Genomic DNA, 19501 nt, shown 5'->3' with positions numbered 1-19501 from the left:
TCAGCCGATCGCAGCCTGGACGTCGGCGGTGAGCTTCTCCCACGTCGCCGTCGGGTCCTCGCCGTTGATGATCGAGGCCTCGGCGATGCCCCAGTACTGCCAGACCGAACCCATGGCGGGGATGGCCGGCATCGGGACGGCCTCCTGGCCGACGGCCGCGAAGCCCTCGATGATCGGGTCGCTCGACGCGGACTCGGCGGCGGCCGAGAGGGCGGGCAGGATGTTGCCGGCCTTGAACAGCTCGAGCTGGACGTCCTCGGTGCCGATGTAGTTCACGAGGAAGTCGTTCGCGGCGACCTTGTTCTCCGACTCGGACGACACGAAGAAACCCTTGACGCCGGCGAACGGCGAGGCGGCCTCACCGGTCGGGCTCGGGACGGTGTCGATCGCGACGTTGACGCCGCCGTCGATGGCCGCGCCCACGTTCCACGGACCGGTCAGCCAGAAGGCCGCGGTGCCGTCGAGGAAGGCCTGCTTGGCGATGTCACCGTCGATGTCGGTGTTGAACTCGCCGGTGCCGTTCTTGCCCTGGCTGCCGAGCCACTTGGCGAACTCGATGCCGCCCTCGTTGCCGAGCTGCAGGTCGGTGGGGTCGTAGCCCTCGTCGTTGGTGCCGAACACCGGGGCGCCGAACGCCGTCTGGAACGGGTAGAGGTGGTACGGGTTGCCCTCGGCGCCCTGCTCCACCACGAACGGGTGGTCGAGGCCGGCGGCCTTGCCCTTGGCGATCATGTCGTCGAAGCTCGAGGCCGGCTCGGCGACGAGGTCGGCGTTGCGCAGCACGGCGATGTTCTCGACCGCGTACGGGAGCATGTAGACGGTGCCCTCGTAGGTCGCCGCGTCGATCGCGACGGGGAGGTAGTCGGCGGCCGAGTCGCCGAGCTCGAGCGGCGCGACGACGCCGTTGGTCGAGAGCTCGCCCAGCCAGTCGTGCGCGCCCATCGTGATGTCGGGGCCCTCGCCGGTCGGGACCTGCTGGATGAAGTCGTCCTTGATGGTGGCGTTGTCCTTGCCGACGAGGTCGACCTCGACGCCGGTCGCCTCGGTGTAGGCGTCAGCTGCGCCCTGCAGCGCGTCGACGCGCTCGGCGTCGACCCAGACGGTCAGCGTGCCGCCGCTCTCGGCGGCCGACCCGTTGTCGTCGCCCGAGTCGCCGGAGCAACCGGCGAGACCCAGCGTCGCGACGACGGCGACTGCGCCGGCCGCGAGGAGGCTCTTCTTGTTCACCCGCATTGGTGTGCCCTTCTCAGTGTGCGTGAGACCGGCGCCTTCGCCTGGTGGGGAGTTCCTCGCACCGTGCTCGAAAGGCCGTTCTTCCGTTTGTGGTTGCCCGCGATGGGATTGCAAGCGATTTTATTTGTACCTGCTCCGCGTCACATTGACAACTCGGCGTTACCCGATCGATACCGGCTTGCTAGGCTCCTCCGGGGCGTTCTAGTCTGCAAACGCTTTCAGATATGTGAGATTGGCTTAGGGTTTCCGCATGACTTCCGATTGGTGGCGCACCGCCGCGATCTACCAGATCTACCCCCGCTCGTTCGCCGACGCGAACGGCGACGGCATGGGCGACCTGGCCGGCATCCGCACGCGCCTTCCCGCGCTCGCCGAGCTCGGCGTCGACGCGATCTGGCTGTCGCCGTTCTACACGTCGCCGCAGAAGGATGCGGGCTACGACGTCGCCGACTACTGCGACGTCGACCCCCGCTTCGGCACGCTCGCCGACTTCGACGACATGCTCGCCGAGGCCCACCGGCTCGGACTGAAGGTCATCGTCGACCTCGTCCCGAACCACTCGAGCGACCAGCACCCGTGGTTCCAGGAGGCCCTCGCCGCCGAGCCCGGCAGCCGCGAGCGCGCGCGCTACATCTTCCGCGACGGCAACGGCGCCGAGGGCGAACTTCCCCCGAACAACTGGGAGTCGGTGTTCGGCGGGTCGATGTGGACCCGTACGACCGACCCCGACGGCACGCCCGGGCAGTGGTACCTGCACATCTTCGACAGCTCGCAGCCCGACTTCGACTGGAACGACGAGGAGGTCCGCGAGGAGTTCCGGCGGATCCTGCGGTTCTGGCTCGACCGCGGCGTCGACGGCTTCCGCGTCGACGTGGCCCACGGCCTCATCAAGGCCGACGGCCTGCCCGACTACACCCCGCCCGCCGACGCCGGGTCGATGGGCGGCAACGCGCACGGCCTCGAGGCCGGGGTGCCCCTCGAGCCCGAGATCCACGACGAGGGCGACGGCGCCCCGTACTGGGGCCAGGATGGCGTGCACGACGTCTACCGCGACTGGCGGAAGGTGCTCGAGGAGTACGACGGCGAGCGGATCCTGGCCGCCGAGGCCTGGGTCGACCCGCTCTCGCGCGTGGCCAAGTGGGTGCGGCCCGACGAGATGCACCAGGCGTTCAACTTCGCCTACCTCGAGACGCCGTGGAAGGCCGACGCGCTCCGCGCCGTCATCGACCACTCGATCGACACGTTCGCCGCCGTCGGCGCCCCGTCGACGTGGGTGCTCTCGAACCACGACGTCATCCGCCACGCCTCGCGCCTGGCGCTGACCTCGGACAGCCTCCAGGGCCACGGCATCGGCCCGAAGAGCCCCGGCCTGCCGGACCCGGTGGTCGGCCTGCGCCGTGCGCGCGCGGCGTCCGCGCTGATGCTCGCCCTCCCCGGCTCGGCCTACCTGTACCAGGGCGAGGAGCTCGGGCTGCCCGAGGTCGTCGACCTGCCCGACGAGGCCCGTCAGGACCCGACCTGGTTCCGCACGAACGGCGAGCGCTACGGCCGCGACGGATGCCGCGTGCCCATCCCGTGGGAGGCCGACGCGCCCTCCTACGGCTTCGGGCCGACGGATGCCTCGTGGCTGCCCCAGCCCGCCGAGTGGGCGCGCGTCGCGCGCGACCGCCAGCGCGGGGTGCCCGGTTCCACCCTCGAGCTGTACCGCACCGCGCTCGCCGAGCGCCGCGCCCGCGGGCTCGCGACCGGTGAGCTCGCGTGGCAGGAGGGCGCCGGCGACGGCGTGCTCGCCGTCCGCAACCGCGACGTGCTCGTGGTCGCCAACACGGGCTCCGAGCCCGTCGACCTCCCCGCCGGCGACGTCATCCTCGCCAGCGGCGACCTCGACGGCGGCCGCCTGCCGGGCGACACCACCGTCTGGCTGCAGGCCTAAGCCGCAGCCCGAACGCCGTCGAGGGGCGGATGCCGCGCGGCATCCGCCCCGCGCCGCGCGCGGCGCGCTCCGCGCCCTTCGCCCTCCAGGGCCGCGCGCTCCGCGCCCTCGGCCCCTGCCCTCTGGCCACCGCTCGCTCCGAGTTCGCAGGATGAGCGGCCCGTTGGAATCACTATGACCGTCAACGCTCGCCTCATCCTGCGAACCCGGCTTCAATCGGTGATGTGACGTCGTGCGAGCGAGCGGCGAGGGTCGCGCGGCCGCGGGCGGGCGCGGCCTCCCCAACGATGGTCGCCGCGTTCGATCAATTCGAGCAGTCCGCCTCGCACGGCGTCCCACTCCCGCATGACCATCGCGTAGCTCACCCTGACGACGAGGTATCCGCGCAGCATCAGCTCGAAATCGCGCCGGCGGTCGCGCTCGAACTCCGGACCGGTGTGGAATCCCTGTCCGTCGATCTCGATGACGAGGCGGTCGCCCACGAGGACGTCGACGCGACCGACGCCGTCGATGCGGACCTGGGTGCGATGGCGGACCCGATGCCCGTGGAGCATCAGGCGAACGATCGTCTCGACGCCCGATTGGCACCCAGCGTCCGCAAGATCGACGATTCCGCGGCGGCTGGCGCCGACGAGCTCGCGCAGCGCGGCGAGGTCCGCGCCGCCGATGCGACCGAGCGACAGGGCGGAGTCGATGGCGATCTGCGCATCGAGCCGCGGTGCGCACCTCGCCATCTCCGCGAGCGCCATGACGAGGTCGTCTCGGGCGGTGGGACGGCCCGGCACCGTGCGGTAGTGCACGCAGACGCGGTGTGCGTCCCGGTCCAGTGGCACGCGGGGGCCGTCAGGCGACGGCGACCACAGCCTCCCCGCCGAGCGTGGCACCCGGACGTGCAGGAGTGGGTCGTCGCGGACCCAGAGTCCCTCGAGCCGGGCAACGGATGACGCAGTCAGGCTGCCCCCGACGCGCACCGCGCGGACCACATCCACGGGTGCGTCGGGCACGGCGAACCAGCGTTCCCTGACTTGGACGAGGCGACCGCGACGGACGGCAGACGCGACCGCTGCCCGCGAGACGCCGAACTCGTCGAGGGCACGGTACGGCAGGGCGCCGCCGTGCGCGCGGACCACGGTGGCGGCGGACACGGGCACGCTCGAAGTCTCGCGGCTCGCGCGCGTGCCCGCGGGCCGTTGTGCACAGGGTGGCCCTGCACCCGCATCGACTCCCCGACCAGGACGCGCGCGGGTGAAACCTCGCGGCCCGGCCGGCGGTGATTCGCAGGATGAGCCGGCCGACAGGGCACGGTGGAGCCCTCCGTGCGCCCTGGTCCTGCGAACTCGCCCCCGGAGGGGGCCAGTCTGCCGTCGCCGCGCCGCGAGGCGGCGGCCCTGCGGAGGGGCGCGCACCGCGCGCAGGCGCGCACGACGACGCCCGCGGAGCGGGCCGCGGGCGGAACGGGTCAGTTGGTGTTGGCGTAGAGCCACTCGAGCGGGTCGACCCAGTACCCGTCCTTGCCGCCGATGCGGATCTCGAAGTGGAGGTGCGGGCCGGTCGACATGCCCGTGTTGCCGGTCGTGCCGACGACGTCGCCGACCTCGACGGTGTCGCCGACCTCGAATCGGCGCGAGCCGTATTCCATGTGCGCGTAGACGCTCGTGACGACCTGGCCGTCGATGACGTGGTCGATCATCATCACGACGCCGAGCGAGCCGCCCGCGTCGGTCGACTCGGACACGACGCCGTCGGCGATCGCCTGGATCTGCGCGCCGAGGCCCGGGTTGAAGTCCTGGCCGTGGTGGTCCGACGAGCAGCCGTAGCAGTTCCGGTAGCCGAACCGGTCGCCGATGTGCACGCCGACCGCGAAGGGCCACTGGATCGTACCGAGCGGGTTGTTCGTGAAGGTCGCCTCGGCGCGGATGCCGGCGGCCTGCGCGTACTCCTCGATGGTCTGCGTCTGGTACACCTCGCGGTCGACGTCCGCCGCGAGCGCGTTGCCGGAGATGTCGACGCGCTGGCCGTCCCGGGTCGTGTACGTCTGCGTGAGGGCCATCGCCTGCACCTCCTCGGGCGTCAGGAGCGACAGCGCCGGCACGGAGGTCGCGAGCGCGAGCATCGCGACGAACCCCATGGCGATCACGCCGGAGAGCCGGCGCATCGTGCCGCGGCGGGCCCCTCGACCCGGCGGCCGCGTGCCGTCGAACGGCGCTCCACTCGGCGCGGGCGCGGGGCGGTCCGGCACGCGACGGTCGTTCGGGGTCCGACGGCCCACGGGCAGGCGGCGAGCGGATGCCTCGGCGGCACCGGGCCCGTCGGCCGCGGGCGTGCGCCGCTCGCCGTGCGGTTCGGACTGCTGCGCCGCGACGCCGGCGTCGAGTTCGCGCACCTCGCGCCCTGCGGGCGCGCTGCCGAAGCCGAGGAGGTCGCTGATGTCTCCGGCGCGATCCGCCTCGTGGTCCTGCGGCGACCGGGCGGGCGCGGACGGACGACGTTGGTCGTCGGCCTCTCGACGGGCGATCGGGGCGTCGTCGCGACGAGCGTTCGGAGCGCCCTCGCGTCGGGCGAGCTCGCGGCCGGCGTGCGGCGGTTGGATCGGCCCGGTGCGACGTGCGGCGCCGGGCTCGCCCGGTGCGGTGGGGCGGCGGTCCGACGGCTCCGGCCGGCCGATCGGGCCCGTGCGCCGGGGATCGCGGGGCGCCGCGGGCGCCTGGCCGGCGTCGGCGGGACGCCGCTGTGCGGCGGCCGCCGCGCGGGGATCGCGCGGGTCGAACCCGTCGGGCACCTCGCCGCGGGGGTCGCCGACGCGGCGCCCGGCGTGTGCGCCGTCGATCGGCCGTTGTGCGCCGTCGATCGGCCGTCGGCCCGGCACGCCGCCGCGCGGCGATCCGGTGTCGGGTGCTGCGCCCGGGCCGGCCGGCCGCTGCGCCGGCGCGAGTCGTGCATCGCCCGTGGCCGTGCCGGCTGCCTGCGGCGGGCGCGGGTCGTGGGGCCGGGCTTGCCGATCACGCCGGTCGAGCGACCGCGGATCGTGGTGGCCGGGGTCGTCGCGGCGGCCGTCGTGACGACGATCTCCGTGGGTGTCGACGGACGGTCGGGCACCGGGCTGCCGTGGGTCGGGGCGCTGGTCCGCAGGGTGCCGGGCGGCCTCGTGCGCATCCCGCGCCTGGTGCGTGCGGGGCGGTCGTGGCTCGGCCCGACCGGCCTCGGGCCGGCGCGCGGGTGGTGCCGAGGCCGCGGATCCGCGGTCGTCGCGCTGCGGGGTCCAGTCGGTCGGCCGCAGCGTGCCCGACTGCGTCCCCTCGAAGACCCGCGCCGATTCGCCCGGGACGTCGGCGCGTCGCTGCCCGGCCGACGGCAACGGAGCGTCGGCGGGTCGGCGCTGCGGCGTCCAGCCGTCGACGGGCTCGCCGGGCCGGCGGGTGGGCCATGGATTCGGCCTCGCCGCAGGCGCGGGTGCGGGTGCTGCCGACGCCGCAGGCGCGGGTGCGGGCGCTGTCGACGCCGCGGGTGCGGGCGCTGCGGCGCCCCCGGCGGGGACTCCCCCGCCGGAGATCGGACCGGTCGGGTGGTCGACGGGTCCCGGTGCGGCGCGCCGGCCGGAGCGGGGCGCGGCGGCAGGGGTGGGCGCCGGCGGAGCGGACTCGGCCGTGGGACGCTGCTCGCGTCGCTGACGGCGCGACTCCGTCGGAGCACTCGGAGACGGTGCGGCAGGCGACGGTGCGGCAGGCGACGGTGCGGCCGAAGGCGGCGCCGCCGGAATCGCCGCAGATCGCGTCGCGCCCGTCGAGGCGTGCGCCGGACCGGCATCCGCCGCCGGCTCACGGCGATCGCGCGGACGCAGCGGCCCCGAGGCATCCGCTTGACGAGACGCGTCGGCCTGCGGCGCAGGTCGCGACGGAAGCAGGTGCTCGAAGGAACGGCCCCCGGAGACGCCGGCGGCCGAGTCGTCGACCCGACGGTCGACCGGCTCGGCCGGAGAGGAGTGCGAACGGTCCCGGAGTTCGCGGCGCGACAGGGGGCGCTCGGACCGCAAGCGGTCGTACGTGCCTGGCGCTGAGTGGTCGGGCACGAGAGGGGACTCGGGCACGGTGGGGGACTTTCGCTGATCCGGGGGCTGACAGGGGACGTGACCTCCAGCAGGGGGCCGAGGTCACGGATCGATAAAGCGTAACCGCTCTCGCTCGGGATCGCCATGCCGTCCGGACGGATGGAACCGGTTGGTCCGGCATCCCGGACGGATGCTCACCACGATCGCCTCGACCGCCTCACACGACCGTCTCCTCCAGGAGCGCCGTGAGCTCGTCGAACAGCGCCGGCGCGGCCGCGACGAGCATCCGATCGCTCTCGGCCTCGCCGCGGAGTCCGCCGATCCGCCCGCCCGCCTCGCGCACGATGAGTCCGCCGGCCGCGTGATCCCACGGGTTCAGGCCGATCTCGTAGTACGCGTCGAGGCGACCGGCGGCGAGCGCCCCGAGGTCGAGCGCGGCCGAGCCGATGCGGCGGATGTCGCGGATGCGCGGGAGCACGTGCACGAGCACCTCGGCCTGGCTCCGACGGCGCTCCACGGCGTAGCCGAAGCCGGTCGCCACGAGGGCGCGATTCAGCGGGACGTCCTCGTTGACATGGAGCTCCCGGTCGCCGAGCCGCGCTCCCCCGCCGAGGCTCGCCTCGAAGACCTCGCCCGAGACGGGGTTCACGACGACGCCGGCGAGCGCGTTCCAGTGCGCGGGGTCCGGCGGCCCGTCGACCACGGCGATGCTCACCGACCATGCCGGGATGTCGTAGAGCAGGTTCACGGTGCCGTCGATCGGGTCGACGACCCAGTTCAGGCCGCTCGACCCGACGTGCGTGTCCTCCTCCTCGCCGAAGATCCCGTCGTCCGGTCGGGCGTCGAGGATCATGGAGCGGATCCGCTCCTCGGTGTCGCGGTCGACCGCGGTGACGATGTCGGTCGGCGTCGACTTCGTCGCGGCGACGCTGATGCCGCGTCGGCGCTCCTCCACCGCGTGCTCGCCTGCGACGAGCGCGATCCGACGGGCGAGCGCGAGCAGGTCGGCCGAGGCCGCGGCGTCGTGGGTCATGCCCCCACGCTACTGCCGCGGGCGGCGCCGGAAACGGACGAAGCCCCGGCGAACCGGGGCTTCAGCGTGGTGGCGAGTGAGGGATTCGAACCCCCGAAGTCGTAGACAGCTGATTTACAGTCAGATCCCTTTGGCCGCTTGGGTAACTCGCCGAACGCCCGACCACGTTCTGCACATGACCGGGGGCCACACAAGGATACCCATGACGTGCCCCTGCACGAAATCGGGGCCGGCGCGACGAGCGCGGCGTTCAGAGGCGAGGGATCGGCATCGTGTCGTTGGGCCCGGGCGCCTCCGGCCGCTCCTCGCTCGCCGGCGCGACCTGCGGGCTCGGCCGCGTGCCCGCGCCCGCCGTCGCCGGAGGCATCGGGCCGCCCATCGGCGCCCCCGTCTGCCGGTTCACCGGCCCGCGGAGGCCGGCGCGCGCGATCACGCGCTGGATGGTCAGGTCGCGCTCGTTCGGCGAGCCGACGTAGCGGATCTCGCTGAGGCCCTGGATCTGCGCAGCCGACTCGAAGACGAAGTGGCCGTAGTTGAAGATGCGGCCGAGCACGGGGCGGTGCAGCGAGATGTCGAGGATGCGCGAGAGCGGCATGGTCGCGATGTGCTGCGACAGGATGCCGTGCACGCGGAACACGCGCATGTTCGTGATCACGAACCGGTCCATCTGGGCCTGCAGGATGCGCCACATCGACCAGACCGCGAGGCCGATGGCGAGCACGGCGGGCAGCCACCACGCCTGCGGGGGCACGACGAACGAGAGCATGAGCAGCGGCACGGATGCCACGAGCAGGAGCACCGGCTTCACGATCGCCGCCCAGTGCTTGGCGACCTCGTCCACGACGACCTCGCCCTCGTCGGCGATCAGGAATCGCTCGACGCGGGGATCGAAGATGCTGCGGGCGGGAGGCGGCACGGCGGCTCCGGTCAGGACGCGAGCGAGGTGAAGAACCGACCGACGGCCTCGGCGGCGCCCCAGACGGCGGCGAAGGCGCCCTGGACGGCGGCGGCGGCATCCTCGGGACGCGTGATCGTGTAGAACAGGGCGAACCCGATGACGAGCGCTAACGCGATGCGCTTGACCCACTTCACGGCGGACGTCCCTTCAATCGACGGGTGTGGGCAAGCCAGGCCCCCCAGAAGGCCCGCCCCGGACCCGCTCTTTTCTACCGTACGCCCGGGGGCCGGACAATGCGCCACTCCGCGCGGCGATAGGATCGGCACGCCCGCTCCGCTCGTCCGCGGACGGCGTCAGACGAGGGATCCATGGTCGGCATCGAAGAGGTGGCCAAGCTCGCGGGGGTGTCCACCGCGACGGTGTCCCGCGCGCTCAGCGGACGCGGCCACGTCTCCCCCGCCTCCAAGGCGAAGGTCGAGGATGCCGCGACGCGGCTCGGCTACGTCGTGTCGTCGAACGCGTCGAGCCTCGCCTCCGGCCGCACCCGCAACATCGGCGTCGTGATCCCGTTCCTCAACCGATGGTTCTTCTCGTCGGTGCTGGAGGGGGCGCAGCAGGCGCTGCTCCGGCACGGGTACGACCTCACGCTCTACAACCTCGCCGGCGACGGGCGCGAGCGCTCGAGCGTGTTCGAGCACTTCCTGCTCCGCCAGCGCGTCGACGCGGTCGTCGCGGTGTCGCTCGAGCTCACCGAACACGAGGTGCAGCGCCTGCACGACCTCGGCAAGCCCCTGGTCGGCGTCGGCGGCCCGATCCCGGGAGTGCGCACGCTCACGATCGACGACGTCGCCGTCGCCCGCCTCGCCACCGAGCACCTCATCGCCCTCGGGCATCGCCGCATCGCGCACATCGGCGGCGACCTCGAGTTCGACCTCGACTTCCACCTGCCGACGAATCGCCGGCTGGGCTACGAGGCCGCGCTCCGCGACGTCGGCGTGGAGCCCGACCCGCGCCTGTTCGCGCCAGCCGACTTCACGATCGCCGGCGGCTACCACGCCGCGAAGCAGCTGCTCGGGGTACCGCACGATCGCCCCACCGCGATCTTCGCCGCGTCGGACGAGATGGCGATCGGCTCGATCCTCGCCGCCCGCGACCTCGGCATGGTCGTGCCGCGCGACGTCTCGATCGTCGGCATCGACGACTACGACCTCTCCGAGTTCTTCGGGCTCTCGACGGTCGCCCAGTTCCCCCGCGGCCAGGGCGAGAAGGCGGTCGAGATCCTGATGGAGCAGCTCGAGCCCGGACCGGACGCCGCGCCGCCGGCCGCGACCCCGTTGCCGTTCGAGTTGCGCGTGCGCTCCTCCACGGCGGTGCCGCCGGAGCGCTGAGCGCCCGGGCTCCCGCCCCCCACCCCGCCGCCGCGCCCCTCCGCCCGCGCTCCGCGCCCCTCCGCCCGCGCTCCGCGCCGCCGCCCCTCCGCCCGCGCTCCGCGCCGCCGCCCTCCGCCCGTCCGCCGCGCCGCCGCCCGTCCGCCCCGGCGCGCCACTCGGCTGGAGTGCGAATTCTTCGTTCGAGTTCCACTTGTTTCCGCACTCCACCGCAGAAACCGCACTTGAACGGGCGACGGGCGGGCGGCGGGCGACGCCCGACGAGCGAGGCATCATCGGGTGATGATCAGACGGACGGGGCGTCGAACCACGGGCAGGCCGGCTCGCGCCAGACGTGCCCGCACCGGCTCGCGTCGCCACATCTCCGACCAGTCCCACCGGGCGAACCCATCGACCCTCGCCCTGATCGCATCCTCCCGTGCCTTCTCGTCGAGCACGGCTTCGACGGTCGCGTCGGCCCCGTCGCCCAGGTACTTCCCGCGTCCGTCCGCCTCGGCGGCGACCCCGTGCTCGGGCCAGAAGAAGTCGAGGTAGGCGGTGCGCCCCAGTTCGTCCAGGTCCATCCGCTGCTGGAGGACGGGGGCGGGGAATCCGAACTCCTCGATCACGATCCGGCTCATCGTCTCGAGCGGGCCGTCCGCGCGACTCGTCGCGCGCGTGATCACCGCCTCGACTCGCCGACTGCCGTGGTATGGGAGCAGTCGCTCGTGTTCGGCGCGCAACGCGTCGACGGTCGTGAGTGGTGGCCGCGGATCACGTCCGCGTGAGAGGAGCAGGGCGGCATCCGTCGCCACCAGCGCCGCCGCGATCGTCGCATGCCGCGCGAGCTGGATGAGGCTGAACTCGATCGTCGTCGTCGCGTATCCCCCGGTGGCGATGGTCGGCACGTCCGCAGTCCGCGCGACGGCGCGGACGTCGCCGCGCCGGCTGCCGCTCGTATCGGCGGACATGGTGAAGACGTGGGACGGCCATTGACCCACGATCGGGAGCCCGGCGAGCGCGATCGCCGAGTACGACGTGAACACGGGCGCCTGCAGCGACATCCCCGCCGCCCGGACCTGGGCCAGGTACCTGATCGCGGCGAGGCGTGGACGCGGGAGCATCTGCTCGTCCGGCGACGGATGGCGGTACACCCCGACCCGCACGCGTTCGAGTGAGCCCGCCCGAACCGCCGCGTAGAGCTCGGCCTCGCGCCCGGCGGCGCGGGCATCGCGCGCGAGCACGAATCCGTGCCGCGCGGTCGGAAGCCCGGGTGCCATGCCTCGATGGTGGATGGCGGCGCCACCGCGCTCGCGGTGCATCCGAAGACGGTGGGCAGCGAGCGCCACCGCGCGCTTGTGAAGGACCGTACCCCGCAATCCGGCACGATTTCTGCGGTGGAGTGCGTGCTCAATGCGCACTCCACCGCAGAAATCGCACTTGAACGCGGCGGGCGCGAGCGGACGGGCGGGAGCGGTGCTGCCGGAGCGCTGCGCCCGCCCTCAGCCGAGCGCGCCCGCGGCGGACAGCAGGAGCGTGACGCCCGCGGCCCCGCTCAGGCCGATCGCCGCACGCGACACGACGCGGATCGGCAGCCGGCGCACCCACGTGCGGCCCACGAGCAGCCCGATCGCCGCGAATGCCGCCATCATGCCGGCGAGCTGCAGGTCGACGAGGTCGGGCGGCACGGCGATCGCGGTCGTGACGAGCGAGATCGGGGTCATCCCGAGGAAGGCGCCCGCGGCGTTGGCACGGAGCTCATCCGCCCGCTCCGGCCGGTAGGCGACGGCGAGCGGCGGACCCGGGATCGACGCGAGCGAGTTCAGGCCGCCCGCCAGGGCGCCGGCGGTGAGGATCGCCGCGCGGTTCTGCGGCACCCGCAGGCCCAGCAGGCTGACCGCGCTCGCGACGACGACGACGACGCCGATGGAGGCGCGGAGCACGGTGCCGTCTGCCACGAGCAGCACGAGCGTGCCGGCGACGGCGCCCGGCACGGATGCCACGACGATCGGCAGCACGACGTGCCACCGGAACCCCGCGCGGTTGTCCCAGAGCGTCGTGACGAGCACGACGAGGCTCGCGGCGAGCAGCGCGAACGGGCTCCGGCCCGGCGCGACGAGCAGCAGGGCGGGCGCGGCGATGAGCGCGAAGCCGAACCCGGTGGCCGACTGCGCGACGGCGGCGGTCATCACGGCGACCGCGAACGCGGCCGCCCCGAACGGGTCGCTCACGCCGCTGGGGCGCGCGGAAGGCGATCGGCGTTCGGGATCACGGATCAAGGGTAGGTGATCGGGGAGCCGGTCGACGCCCGGTCGTGGGCCTCAGGCGGGCAGTCGCAGACGCGCGAGCGCGCCCTGGATGGCGACCGCGGCGGCGCCCCGCGCCCACGAGCCGAACCCGGTGTCGTCGACGTGGATGGTGACGGTGCCGGCCTCGGGGTCGCGGTCGGCGGCGAGCGCCGCGAGGGCCGACGCCCGGGCGACCGGCCAGAGGCCGATCCCCTCGCCGGAGAGCACGACGGTGTCGACCATGGTCAGGTTCGCGATGTATGCGAGCATGCGGCCGAGCGCCCGCCCCGCGGCATCCGTGATCGAGCGGGCGACCGGGTGCCCCGCGGCCGACAGCTCGAGCACCTCCTCGTACGGCACCTCGCGGCCGAGTGCGATGCCGAGTTGCGCGCTGATACTGGGGATCGCGAGCATCGCGGTGGCACAGCCGCGATGCCCGTCGAGGCAGAGCGGTCCGCTCGGATCGAGCGGGAGGTGGCCGCCGAGCCCGAGCCCGGTGTCGGGCGTCGTCACGACGCGGTCGTGCATGACGAGTCCGTATCCGACGCCGGCGCCGACCGTGACGACGGCGAACGCGTCGGTGCCGCGCGCGGGACCGAACCACTGCTCGGCCGTCGTCAGGGCGGTCACGTCGTTCTCGACGTCGACGGGGACGCCGAGCCTCGACTCGAGGACGTCGGCGAGCGGGACGTCGCGCCAGCCGAGGAACGGGGCGCGGGTGACGACCCGCTGGTCGGCGACGTTGCCGCCGATGCTCACCCCGACGCCTGCGAGGCCGCCGGCGGCAGCCAGCGAGTCGCCCGACCGGAGTTCGTCGACGAGTGCGGCGACGACCTCGACCACGGCATCGACGTCGTGGTCGGGCAGCGGCCGCGCGGCCGAGGCGACGGCGGTCGCGCGGAGGTCGGTCAGCACCGCGAAGGCGGCGTCGCCGCTCAGCTTGACCCCGACGAACCGGCGGGCGTCGACGCGGACGTCGAGGGGCTTGGCCGGCCGGCCGGCACCCGCCGGGGCGGTCTCGGCGGTCTCGATGAACAGTCCGCGCTCGAGGAACGGCTTGCTGAGTCGGGTGAGGCTCGCCGGCGACAGGCCGAGGCGGCGGCCGAGATCCGAACGCGAGATCGGCCCGTGGATGAGGACCTGGCGCGCGAGGTCCCGCGCGGTGCCGCTCATCTCCGCGTCGACGCTCGCCATCGATGCTCCCTCCGCCGGATTCGTTCCATTCTGGCATGAATCACGCGCCCCCAGCGCGCGAATCGCGGCGAATCCGATCGACACTTGGGTCTTGACAGTCCAATATTTTTTGGCGTAGAAAGAATGCATGCAACGCAGCACCGCACTCGTCCACCTCCGCAACGGAGGCACCAGCGTCGTGCTCGACGCCCGCCCGGCGTCGCTCCCGGCGATCGTGGCGTGGGGCCCCGACCTCGGCGACCTCGCCGACGAGCAGCTGGCGGCGATGGGCATCGCCGCACTTCCCCAGCGGGTGTCCGGCGGACTCGACCGCCCCGCGATCCCGACGCTCCTCCCCCAGGAGTCGTCGGGCTGGCTCGGCACGCCGGGCCTGGTCGGACACCGCCGCGGTCGCGACTTCTCCACGAAGCTGACGACGGCCGCCGTCGAGGTCGACGGGGCGAGGGCGGTCGTCCACGCGACGGATGCCGCGGCCGGCCTCGCCGCGACGTTCGAGCTCGAGGTCACGGCCTCCGGCCTGTTCCGCCAGCGCATCACGCTGGAGAACCGATCCGCCTCCCCCTACGCGCTCGAGGCGCTCGCCCCCACGTTCCCGCTGCCGCCCGGCCTCGACGAACTGCTCGACACGACGGGCCGCCACCTGCGCGAGCGCTCGCCGCAGCGGCACGCCTTCACGATCGGCACCCACCTCCGCGAGAGCCGCCGCGGGCGGCCCGGCGCCGACGCCAGCCTGCTGCTCGCGGCCGGTCGCACCGGCTTCGGCTTCGAGCGCGGCCTCGTGCACGCGGTCCACGTCGCGTGGAGCGGGAACCACCGGCTGCTGGCCGAGCGGACGCCCGCCGCCGATGCGTTCCTCAGCGGCGGCGAACTGCCGGCACCCGGGGAGATCGAACTCGGCGAGGGCGAGTCCTATCGCACGCCCTGGGTGATCGGGTCGTGGGGCGAGGGCCTGAACGAGCTGTCGCGGCGCTTCCACGACGAGCTCCGCGCCCGTCCGCGGCATCCGCAGCGCCCCCGCCCGATCACGATGAACACCTGGGAGGCCGTGTACTTCGACCACGACCTCGAGACCCTGTCCGCCCTCGCAGAGCGCGCGGCTCGCGTGGGCGTCGAACGGTTCGTGCTCGACGACGGCTGGTTCCTCGGCCGTCGCGACGACACCGCCGGCCTCGGCGACTGGACGGTCGACCCCGACGTCTGGCCCGAAGGACTCGGCCCGCTCATCGACCGTGTCCGCGGACTCGGCATGGAGTTCGGCCTCTGGGTCGAGCCGGAGATGGTGAACCTCGACAGCGACCTCGCCCGCGAACACCCCGACTGGATCCTCCGCGGCCGCGACGAGCTGCCCGTCCCGGCGCGGCAGCAGCACGTGCTCGACCTGGCCGACCCCGACGCGTGGCAGTACGTGCTCGACCGGCTCGACGCCCTGCTCGAGGAGTACGACATCGCCTACCTCAAGTGGGACCACAACCGCGACCTGCTCGAGGCCGGCGCCGCCGACAGCGGGCGACCGCGGGTCCACGACGGCGTGCTCGCACTGTACCGACTGCTCGACGAGCTGCAGCGCCGTCACCCCGGGCTCGAGATCGAGTCGTGCGCCTCCGGCGGCGCGCGCGTCGACCTCGGCATCCTCGAGCACACGCAGCGGATCTGGACGTCGGACACGCTCGACCCGATCGAGCGGCTGGGCATCCAGCGCTACACCGGCCTCATCGTCCCGCCCGAGATGCTCGGCGCGCACCTGACCAGCCCCCGCGTGCACTCGACCGGCCGCACGGTGAGCCTCGACCTCAGCGCCGGCGTCGCGCTCTTCGGGCACCTCGGCATCGAGTGGGACCTCACCGACCTCGACGACGACGGCCTCGACGCGGTCCGGCGGTGGGTCGAGCTGCACCGCCGGCATCGAGACCTCATCCACTCCGGCGTGGTCGTCCACGGCGACACGGCCGATGCGACCACCGACGTCCGCGGCGTGATCGCCCGCGACGCGGCATCCGCCCTCTTCACGTTCACGCAGGTGACCACCGGCGTGACCCTCCCGCCCGGCAGGTTCACCCTGCCCGGCCTCGACCCCGACCGCCGCTACGCCGTGCGGATCATCGCGGGCAGCGTCTCGGACGGCCCCGGCCAGTCCCCGCTGCCCTGGGCCGAGGCGCCCGTCGTCCTCACCGGTCGCCAACTCGGCACCGTCGGACTGCAGGCCCCCGTGCTCGTCCCCGCCCAGCTCGTGCTCCTCGAGCTCACCGCAGCCTGACCACCGACCCACGACCACCACGACCACCGATCGCGCAAGGAGGCGCACGATGACCGACCACACCTCCCGCCGGACGCCGCATGGGCGGCGACGGCATCGACGGCGGACGGCGCTCGCCGCGGCATCCGTCGCCGTCGCCGTCGTCGGCCTCGGCCTCGCCGGCTGCGCGAGCGGCACCGGCGACGACCGCGTGAAGCTCGACTTCTTCCAGTTCAAGGGCGAGGCCCTCGAGGACTTCGAGCAGATCATCGCCGACTTCGAGGCCGAGAATCCCGACATCGACGTCGTGCAGAACCAGGTCGCCGACGCCGACACGCTGATCCGGACCCTCCTCGTGAAGGACCGCACGCCCGACGTCATCACCCTCAACGCCAACGGCAACTTCGGCCGACTCGCGCAGGCGGGCGTGTTCCACGACTTCACGGGCGACCCGCTTCTCGACACGATCAACCCGGCCGTGCAGCAGATCCTCGCCGACCTCGGCACGTACGACGACGAGGTCAACGGCCTCGGCTACGTCAACAACGCCAACGGCATCATCTACAACCGCGACATCTTCGAGGAGCAGGGCCTCGAGGTGCCCGAGACCTTCGACGAGCTGATCGCGGTGTGCGACGAGCTGCAGGATGCCGGCATCACGCCGTTCTACGGCACGCTCGCCGACTCGTGGACCGTGCTGCCGTCGTGGAACGCGCTCGGCGCGTACCCCGCGCAGGGCGACTTCTTCGACGAGATGCGCGCCGAGGGCGAGGATGTCGGGCCCGACTCGCCGGTCTCGTTCGAGAAGGACTTCCCGACCGCCATGGAGCAGCAGGCCGAGCTCTACTCGTACGCGCAGGAGGGCTACCGCGGGCGCACCTACGACGACGGGAACGCCGCCTTCGCGAACGGCGAGGCGGCGATGCTCATGCAGGGCATCTGGGCGGTGAACCCGATCCAGGGCATCGACCCCGACGTGAACCTGGGCATCTTCCCCTACCCGGGCACCGACGACCCGGCCGACCGCCTGCTCGTCTCGGGCGTCGACGTCGTCGTCACCATGGGCAAGGAGGGACCGCACCAGGAGGAGGCCCAGCGCTTCATCGACTACCTGTTCCGGCCCGACGTCATCGAGGCGTTCGCGGCGTCGCAGAACATGGTCCCCTCCGTCGAGGGCGCCGAGCTCAGTGACTCCGCCGCGATCCAGTCCGTGGCGCCGTGGTTCGAGCAGGGCCGCATCACCGGCTTCATCGACCACCAGGTCCCGCCCGGCATCCCGCTCGATGCCACGGTGCAGGAGGCCCTCTTCACCGGCGACCCGCAGTCCGCGCTCGCCACCCTCGACCGCGAGTGGGCGAAGGTCGCCGCTCGCACGATCCCAGTGACGGGAGAGTGAGACATGTCCACGCTGACCCAGGCGGTCCGCACGTCCTCGACGGGCGGCTCCAAGCGGAAGCGAGCCGCGCGCACCCGCGTCGAGACCCGCCGCGCCCTGCCGGCCTTCTACTGGATGGTCTGGCCGGCCGTGATCGCGTTCGCCGCCTTCCACACGCTCCCCGTGCTGATCGGCATCTTCTTCAGCTTCACGAACTACGCCGGCTACGGCGCGTGGAACTTCGTGGGGCTGTCGAACTACGCGAACCTGTTCCGCGACGATCGCGTGCTCGCGGCCTACGGCTTCTCGTTCCTGTTCGCGATCGTCGCGACGATCCTCACCAACGTGATCTCGCTCGCGATCGCGCTCGGGCTGAACGCGAAGATCGTCGGGCGGAACTTCTTCCGCGGCGTCTACTTCGTGCCCTACGTGCTCGCGATCCTGGTCATCGGCTACGTGTTCCAGTTCTTCTTCTCGAACTCGCTGCCGAAGATCCTGTCGGGCATCCCGCTGTTCCGCGACAACATCCTCACGAGTCCCGACTGGGCGTGGACCGCGATCGTCGTGCTCGCCGTCTGGCAGGCCTGCGCCTTCGCGATCATCATCTACCTCTCGGGGCTGCAGACGATCCCGGGCGAGCTCTACGAGGCCGCCTCACTCGACGGCGCGGGCGCGTGGCGCCAGTTCCGCTCGATCACCTTCCCGCTCATCGGGGCGTTCTTCACGATCAACGTCGTGCTGAGCCTCAAGGGCTTCCTCCAGGTGTTCGACCCGATCGTCTCGCTCACGAACGGCGGCCCGGGCACCTCGACCGAGTCGGTGACGCTCCTCATCTTCCGGGGCGGCTTCTCGGGCGGCGAGTTCGCCTACCAGACGGCGAACGCGGTGATCTTCTTCATCGTCATCACGATCGTCTCCCTCTTCCAGTTCCGGGTCCTTCAGCGCAGAGAGGCCGATTTCTGATGACGACCGCAACCACCACCCTCGCCCAGGCCGAGGAGGCCGTCCCCACCGGCACCACCGACGCCGTCGGCGGCCGCCGACGCCCCCGACGCGGCCGCGGCCGCGAGTCCGACGACACCCGCCGGATCAACTGGTGGGCGACCGCCCTCATCGCGGTCTGCTCGCTGACCGTGATCATCCCGCTCTACCTCGCGGTCGTCGTCGCCCTGAAGACCCCCGACCAGCTGGTGTCGGGCACCGGCTTCGAGTGGCCGAACCCGGTGAACTGGGGCAACTTCGCCGAGGCGTGGGAGCGCACGAACTTCCCGCAGGCGCTCACGAACACCGCACTCATCACGGTCGGCTCGGTCGTGTTCACGCTGCTGACGAGCTCGATCGTCGCGTACGCGCTGGCCCGCAACATCCACCGGCCGTTCTTCAAGGGCGTGTTCTTCTACCTGCTCGCGGCGCTGTTCATCCCGTTCCCGATCATCATGCTGCCGCTCGTGAAGCAGACCGCGATCCTCGGGCTCGACAACCAGGGCGGCATGATCGTGCTCTACACGATCTACGGGCTGTCGCTGAACGTGTTCATCTACACGGCCTACATCCGCTCGATCCCGATCGAGCTCGAGGAGGCGGCCCGCGTGGACGGCGCGTCGACCTGGCGTGTGTTCTGGCAGGTGATCTTCCCGCTGCTCGCACCCATGAACGCGACGGTCGGCATCCTCACCTGCGTGTGGGCGTGGAACGACTTCATCATGCCGCTCGTGGTGCTCACCGACCCCGCGGCCCGCACGCTGCCGCTCGCGCAGTACGTCTTCCAGGGCCAGTTCAACACCGACTACACGACGGCGTTCGCGTCGTACCTCATGGCGATGGCGCCCCTGCTCATCGTGTACGTCTTCAGCCAGCGCTGGGTGATCTCCGGCGTGACCCGAGGCTCGATCAAGTAATGTG

15 protein-coding genes and 1 tRNA gene are annotated in these 19501 nt (G+C 72.5%); 6 read left to right on the top strand and 10 right to left on the bottom strand.

Translation table 11 applies throughout. From position 1 onward, the window contains the following. On the bottom strand, nt 1–1233 hold the full coding sequence (locus ABD230_RS11295) for a sugar ABC transporter substrate-binding protein (protein WP_344373481.1): 1233 nt from the start codon (nt 1231–1233) through the stop codon (nt 1–3). 250 nt (nt 1234–1483) lie between these two features. On the opposite strand from ABD230_RS11295, the gene ABD230_RS11290 reads away from it, so the two are divergent. Next, nucleotides 1484–3166: a glycoside hydrolase family 13 protein gene (locus ABD230_RS11290; protein ID WP_344373480.1), complete on the top strand. Its 1683-nt coding sequence runs from the start codon at nt 1484–1486 to the stop codon at nt 3164–3166. Between the two features lie 212 nt (nt 3167–3378). Here the strand turns inward: ABD230_RS11290 and ABD230_RS11285 are convergent, their stop codons facing one another. The 6 genes from ABD230_RS11285 to ABD230_RS11260 form a co-directional block, all read right to left on the bottom strand. Further along, complete coding sequence (locus tag ABD230_RS11285; RefSeq protein ID WP_344373478.1) at nt 3379–4317, bottom strand: endonuclease domain-containing protein; 939 nt, start codon at nt 4315–4317, stop codon at nt 3379–3381. Nucleotides 4318–4625: 308 nt separating this feature from the next. Continuing rightward, on the bottom strand, nt 4626–6032 hold the full coding sequence (locus tag ABD230_RS11280; protein WP_344373476.1) for a M23 family metallopeptidase: 1407 nt from the start codon (nt 6030–6032) through the stop codon (nt 4626–4628). A 1396-nt stretch (nt 6033–7428) separates the two neighbouring features. Further along, complete coding sequence (locus ABD230_RS11275; RefSeq protein ID WP_344373474.1) at nt 7429–8244, bottom strand: inositol monophosphatase family protein; 816 nt, start codon at nt 8242–8244, stop codon at nt 7429–7431. Nucleotides 8245–8311: 67 nt separating this feature from the next. Continuing rightward, nucleotides 8312–8396, bottom strand: a tRNA-Tyr gene (locus ABD230_RS11270). Nucleotides 8397–8494: 98 nt separating this feature from the next. Continuing rightward, complete coding sequence (locus tag ABD230_RS11265) at nt 8495–9160, bottom strand: PH domain-containing protein (protein WP_344373472.1); 666 nt, start codon at nt 9158–9160, stop codon at nt 8495–8497. Between the two features lie 11 nt (nt 9161–9171). Continuing rightward, a complete protein-coding gene (locus ABD230_RS11260; protein WP_344373469.1) occupies nt 9172–9336 on the bottom strand; it encodes a hypothetical protein in 165 nt (54 codons plus the stop codon). Between the two features lie 174 nt (nt 9337–9510). On the opposite strand from ABD230_RS11260, the gene ABD230_RS11255 reads away from it, so the two are divergent. Continuing rightward, the gene (locus ABD230_RS11255) at nt 9511–10530 is read left to right on the top strand and encodes a LacI family DNA-binding transcriptional regulator (RefSeq protein WP_344373467.1); all 1020 of its coding nucleotides are present in this window, start codon (nt 9511–9513) and stop codon (nt 10528–10530) included. A 272-nt stretch (nt 10531–10802) separates the two neighbouring features. Here the strand turns inward: ABD230_RS11255 and ABD230_RS11250 are convergent, their stop codons facing one another. The 3 genes from ABD230_RS11250 to ABD230_RS11240 form a co-directional block, all read right to left on the bottom strand. Further along, nucleotides 10803–11789: a type IV toxin-antitoxin system AbiEi family antitoxin domain-containing protein gene (locus ABD230_RS11250; RefSeq protein WP_344373465.1), complete on the bottom strand. Its 987-nt coding sequence runs from the start codon at nt 11787–11789 to the stop codon at nt 10803–10805. Between the two features lie 222 nt (nt 11790–12011). Next, nucleotides 12012–12740: a TSUP family transporter gene (locus tag ABD230_RS11245; protein WP_344373463.1), complete on the bottom strand. Its 729-nt coding sequence runs from the start codon at nt 12738–12740 to the stop codon at nt 12012–12014. 90 nt (nt 12741–12830) lie between these two features. After that, complete coding sequence (locus tag ABD230_RS11240; RefSeq protein WP_344373461.1) at nt 12831–13991, bottom strand: ROK family protein; 1161 nt, start codon at nt 13989–13991, stop codon at nt 12831–12833. 127 nt (nt 13992–14118) lie between these two features. On the opposite strand from ABD230_RS11240, the gene ABD230_RS11235 reads away from it, so the two are divergent. From ABD230_RS11235 to ABD230_RS11220, 4 genes are read left to right on the top strand one after another with little or no spacing between them, the layout of a single operon-like run. Next, nucleotides 14119–16245 carry an alpha-galactosidase gene (locus tag ABD230_RS11235; protein ID WP_344373459.1) on the top strand — a complete coding sequence of 709 codons (2127 nt, stop codon included), beginning with the start codon at nt 14119–14121 and terminating at the stop codon, nt 16243–16245. Nucleotides 16246–16294: 49 nt separating this feature from the next. Next, nucleotides 16295–17620 carry an ABC transporter substrate-binding protein gene (locus ABD230_RS11230; RefSeq protein WP_344373457.1) on the top strand — a complete coding sequence of 442 codons (1326 nt, stop codon included), beginning with the start codon at nt 16295–16297 and terminating at the stop codon, nt 17618–17620. 3 nt (nt 17621–17623) lie between these two features. Beyond that, nucleotides 17624–18562, top strand: a complete 939-nt coding sequence (locus ABD230_RS11225) for a carbohydrate ABC transporter permease (protein WP_344373454.1) — start codon at nt 17624–17626, stop codon at nt 18560–18562. Then, nucleotides 18562–19497 carry a carbohydrate ABC transporter permease gene (locus tag ABD230_RS11220; protein WP_344373450.1) on the top strand — a complete coding sequence of 312 codons (936 nt, stop codon included), beginning with the start codon at nt 18562–18564 and terminating at the stop codon, nt 19495–19497. The genes ABD230_RS11225 and ABD230_RS11220 overlap by 1 nt, the downstream gene beginning before the upstream one ends. The last annotated feature ends 4 nt before the right edge of the window (nt 19498–19501 follow it).

It is taken from the genome of Agromyces tropicus (genome assembly GCF_039531345.1).
In the GTDB taxonomy this organism is placed as follows: domain Bacteria; phylum Actinomycetota; class Actinomycetes; order Actinomycetales; family Microbacteriaceae; genus Agromyces; species Agromyces tropicus.
Note: the sequence above shows the minus strand (reverse complement) of the source record. Positions and strands in the feature narration are given on the sequence as shown.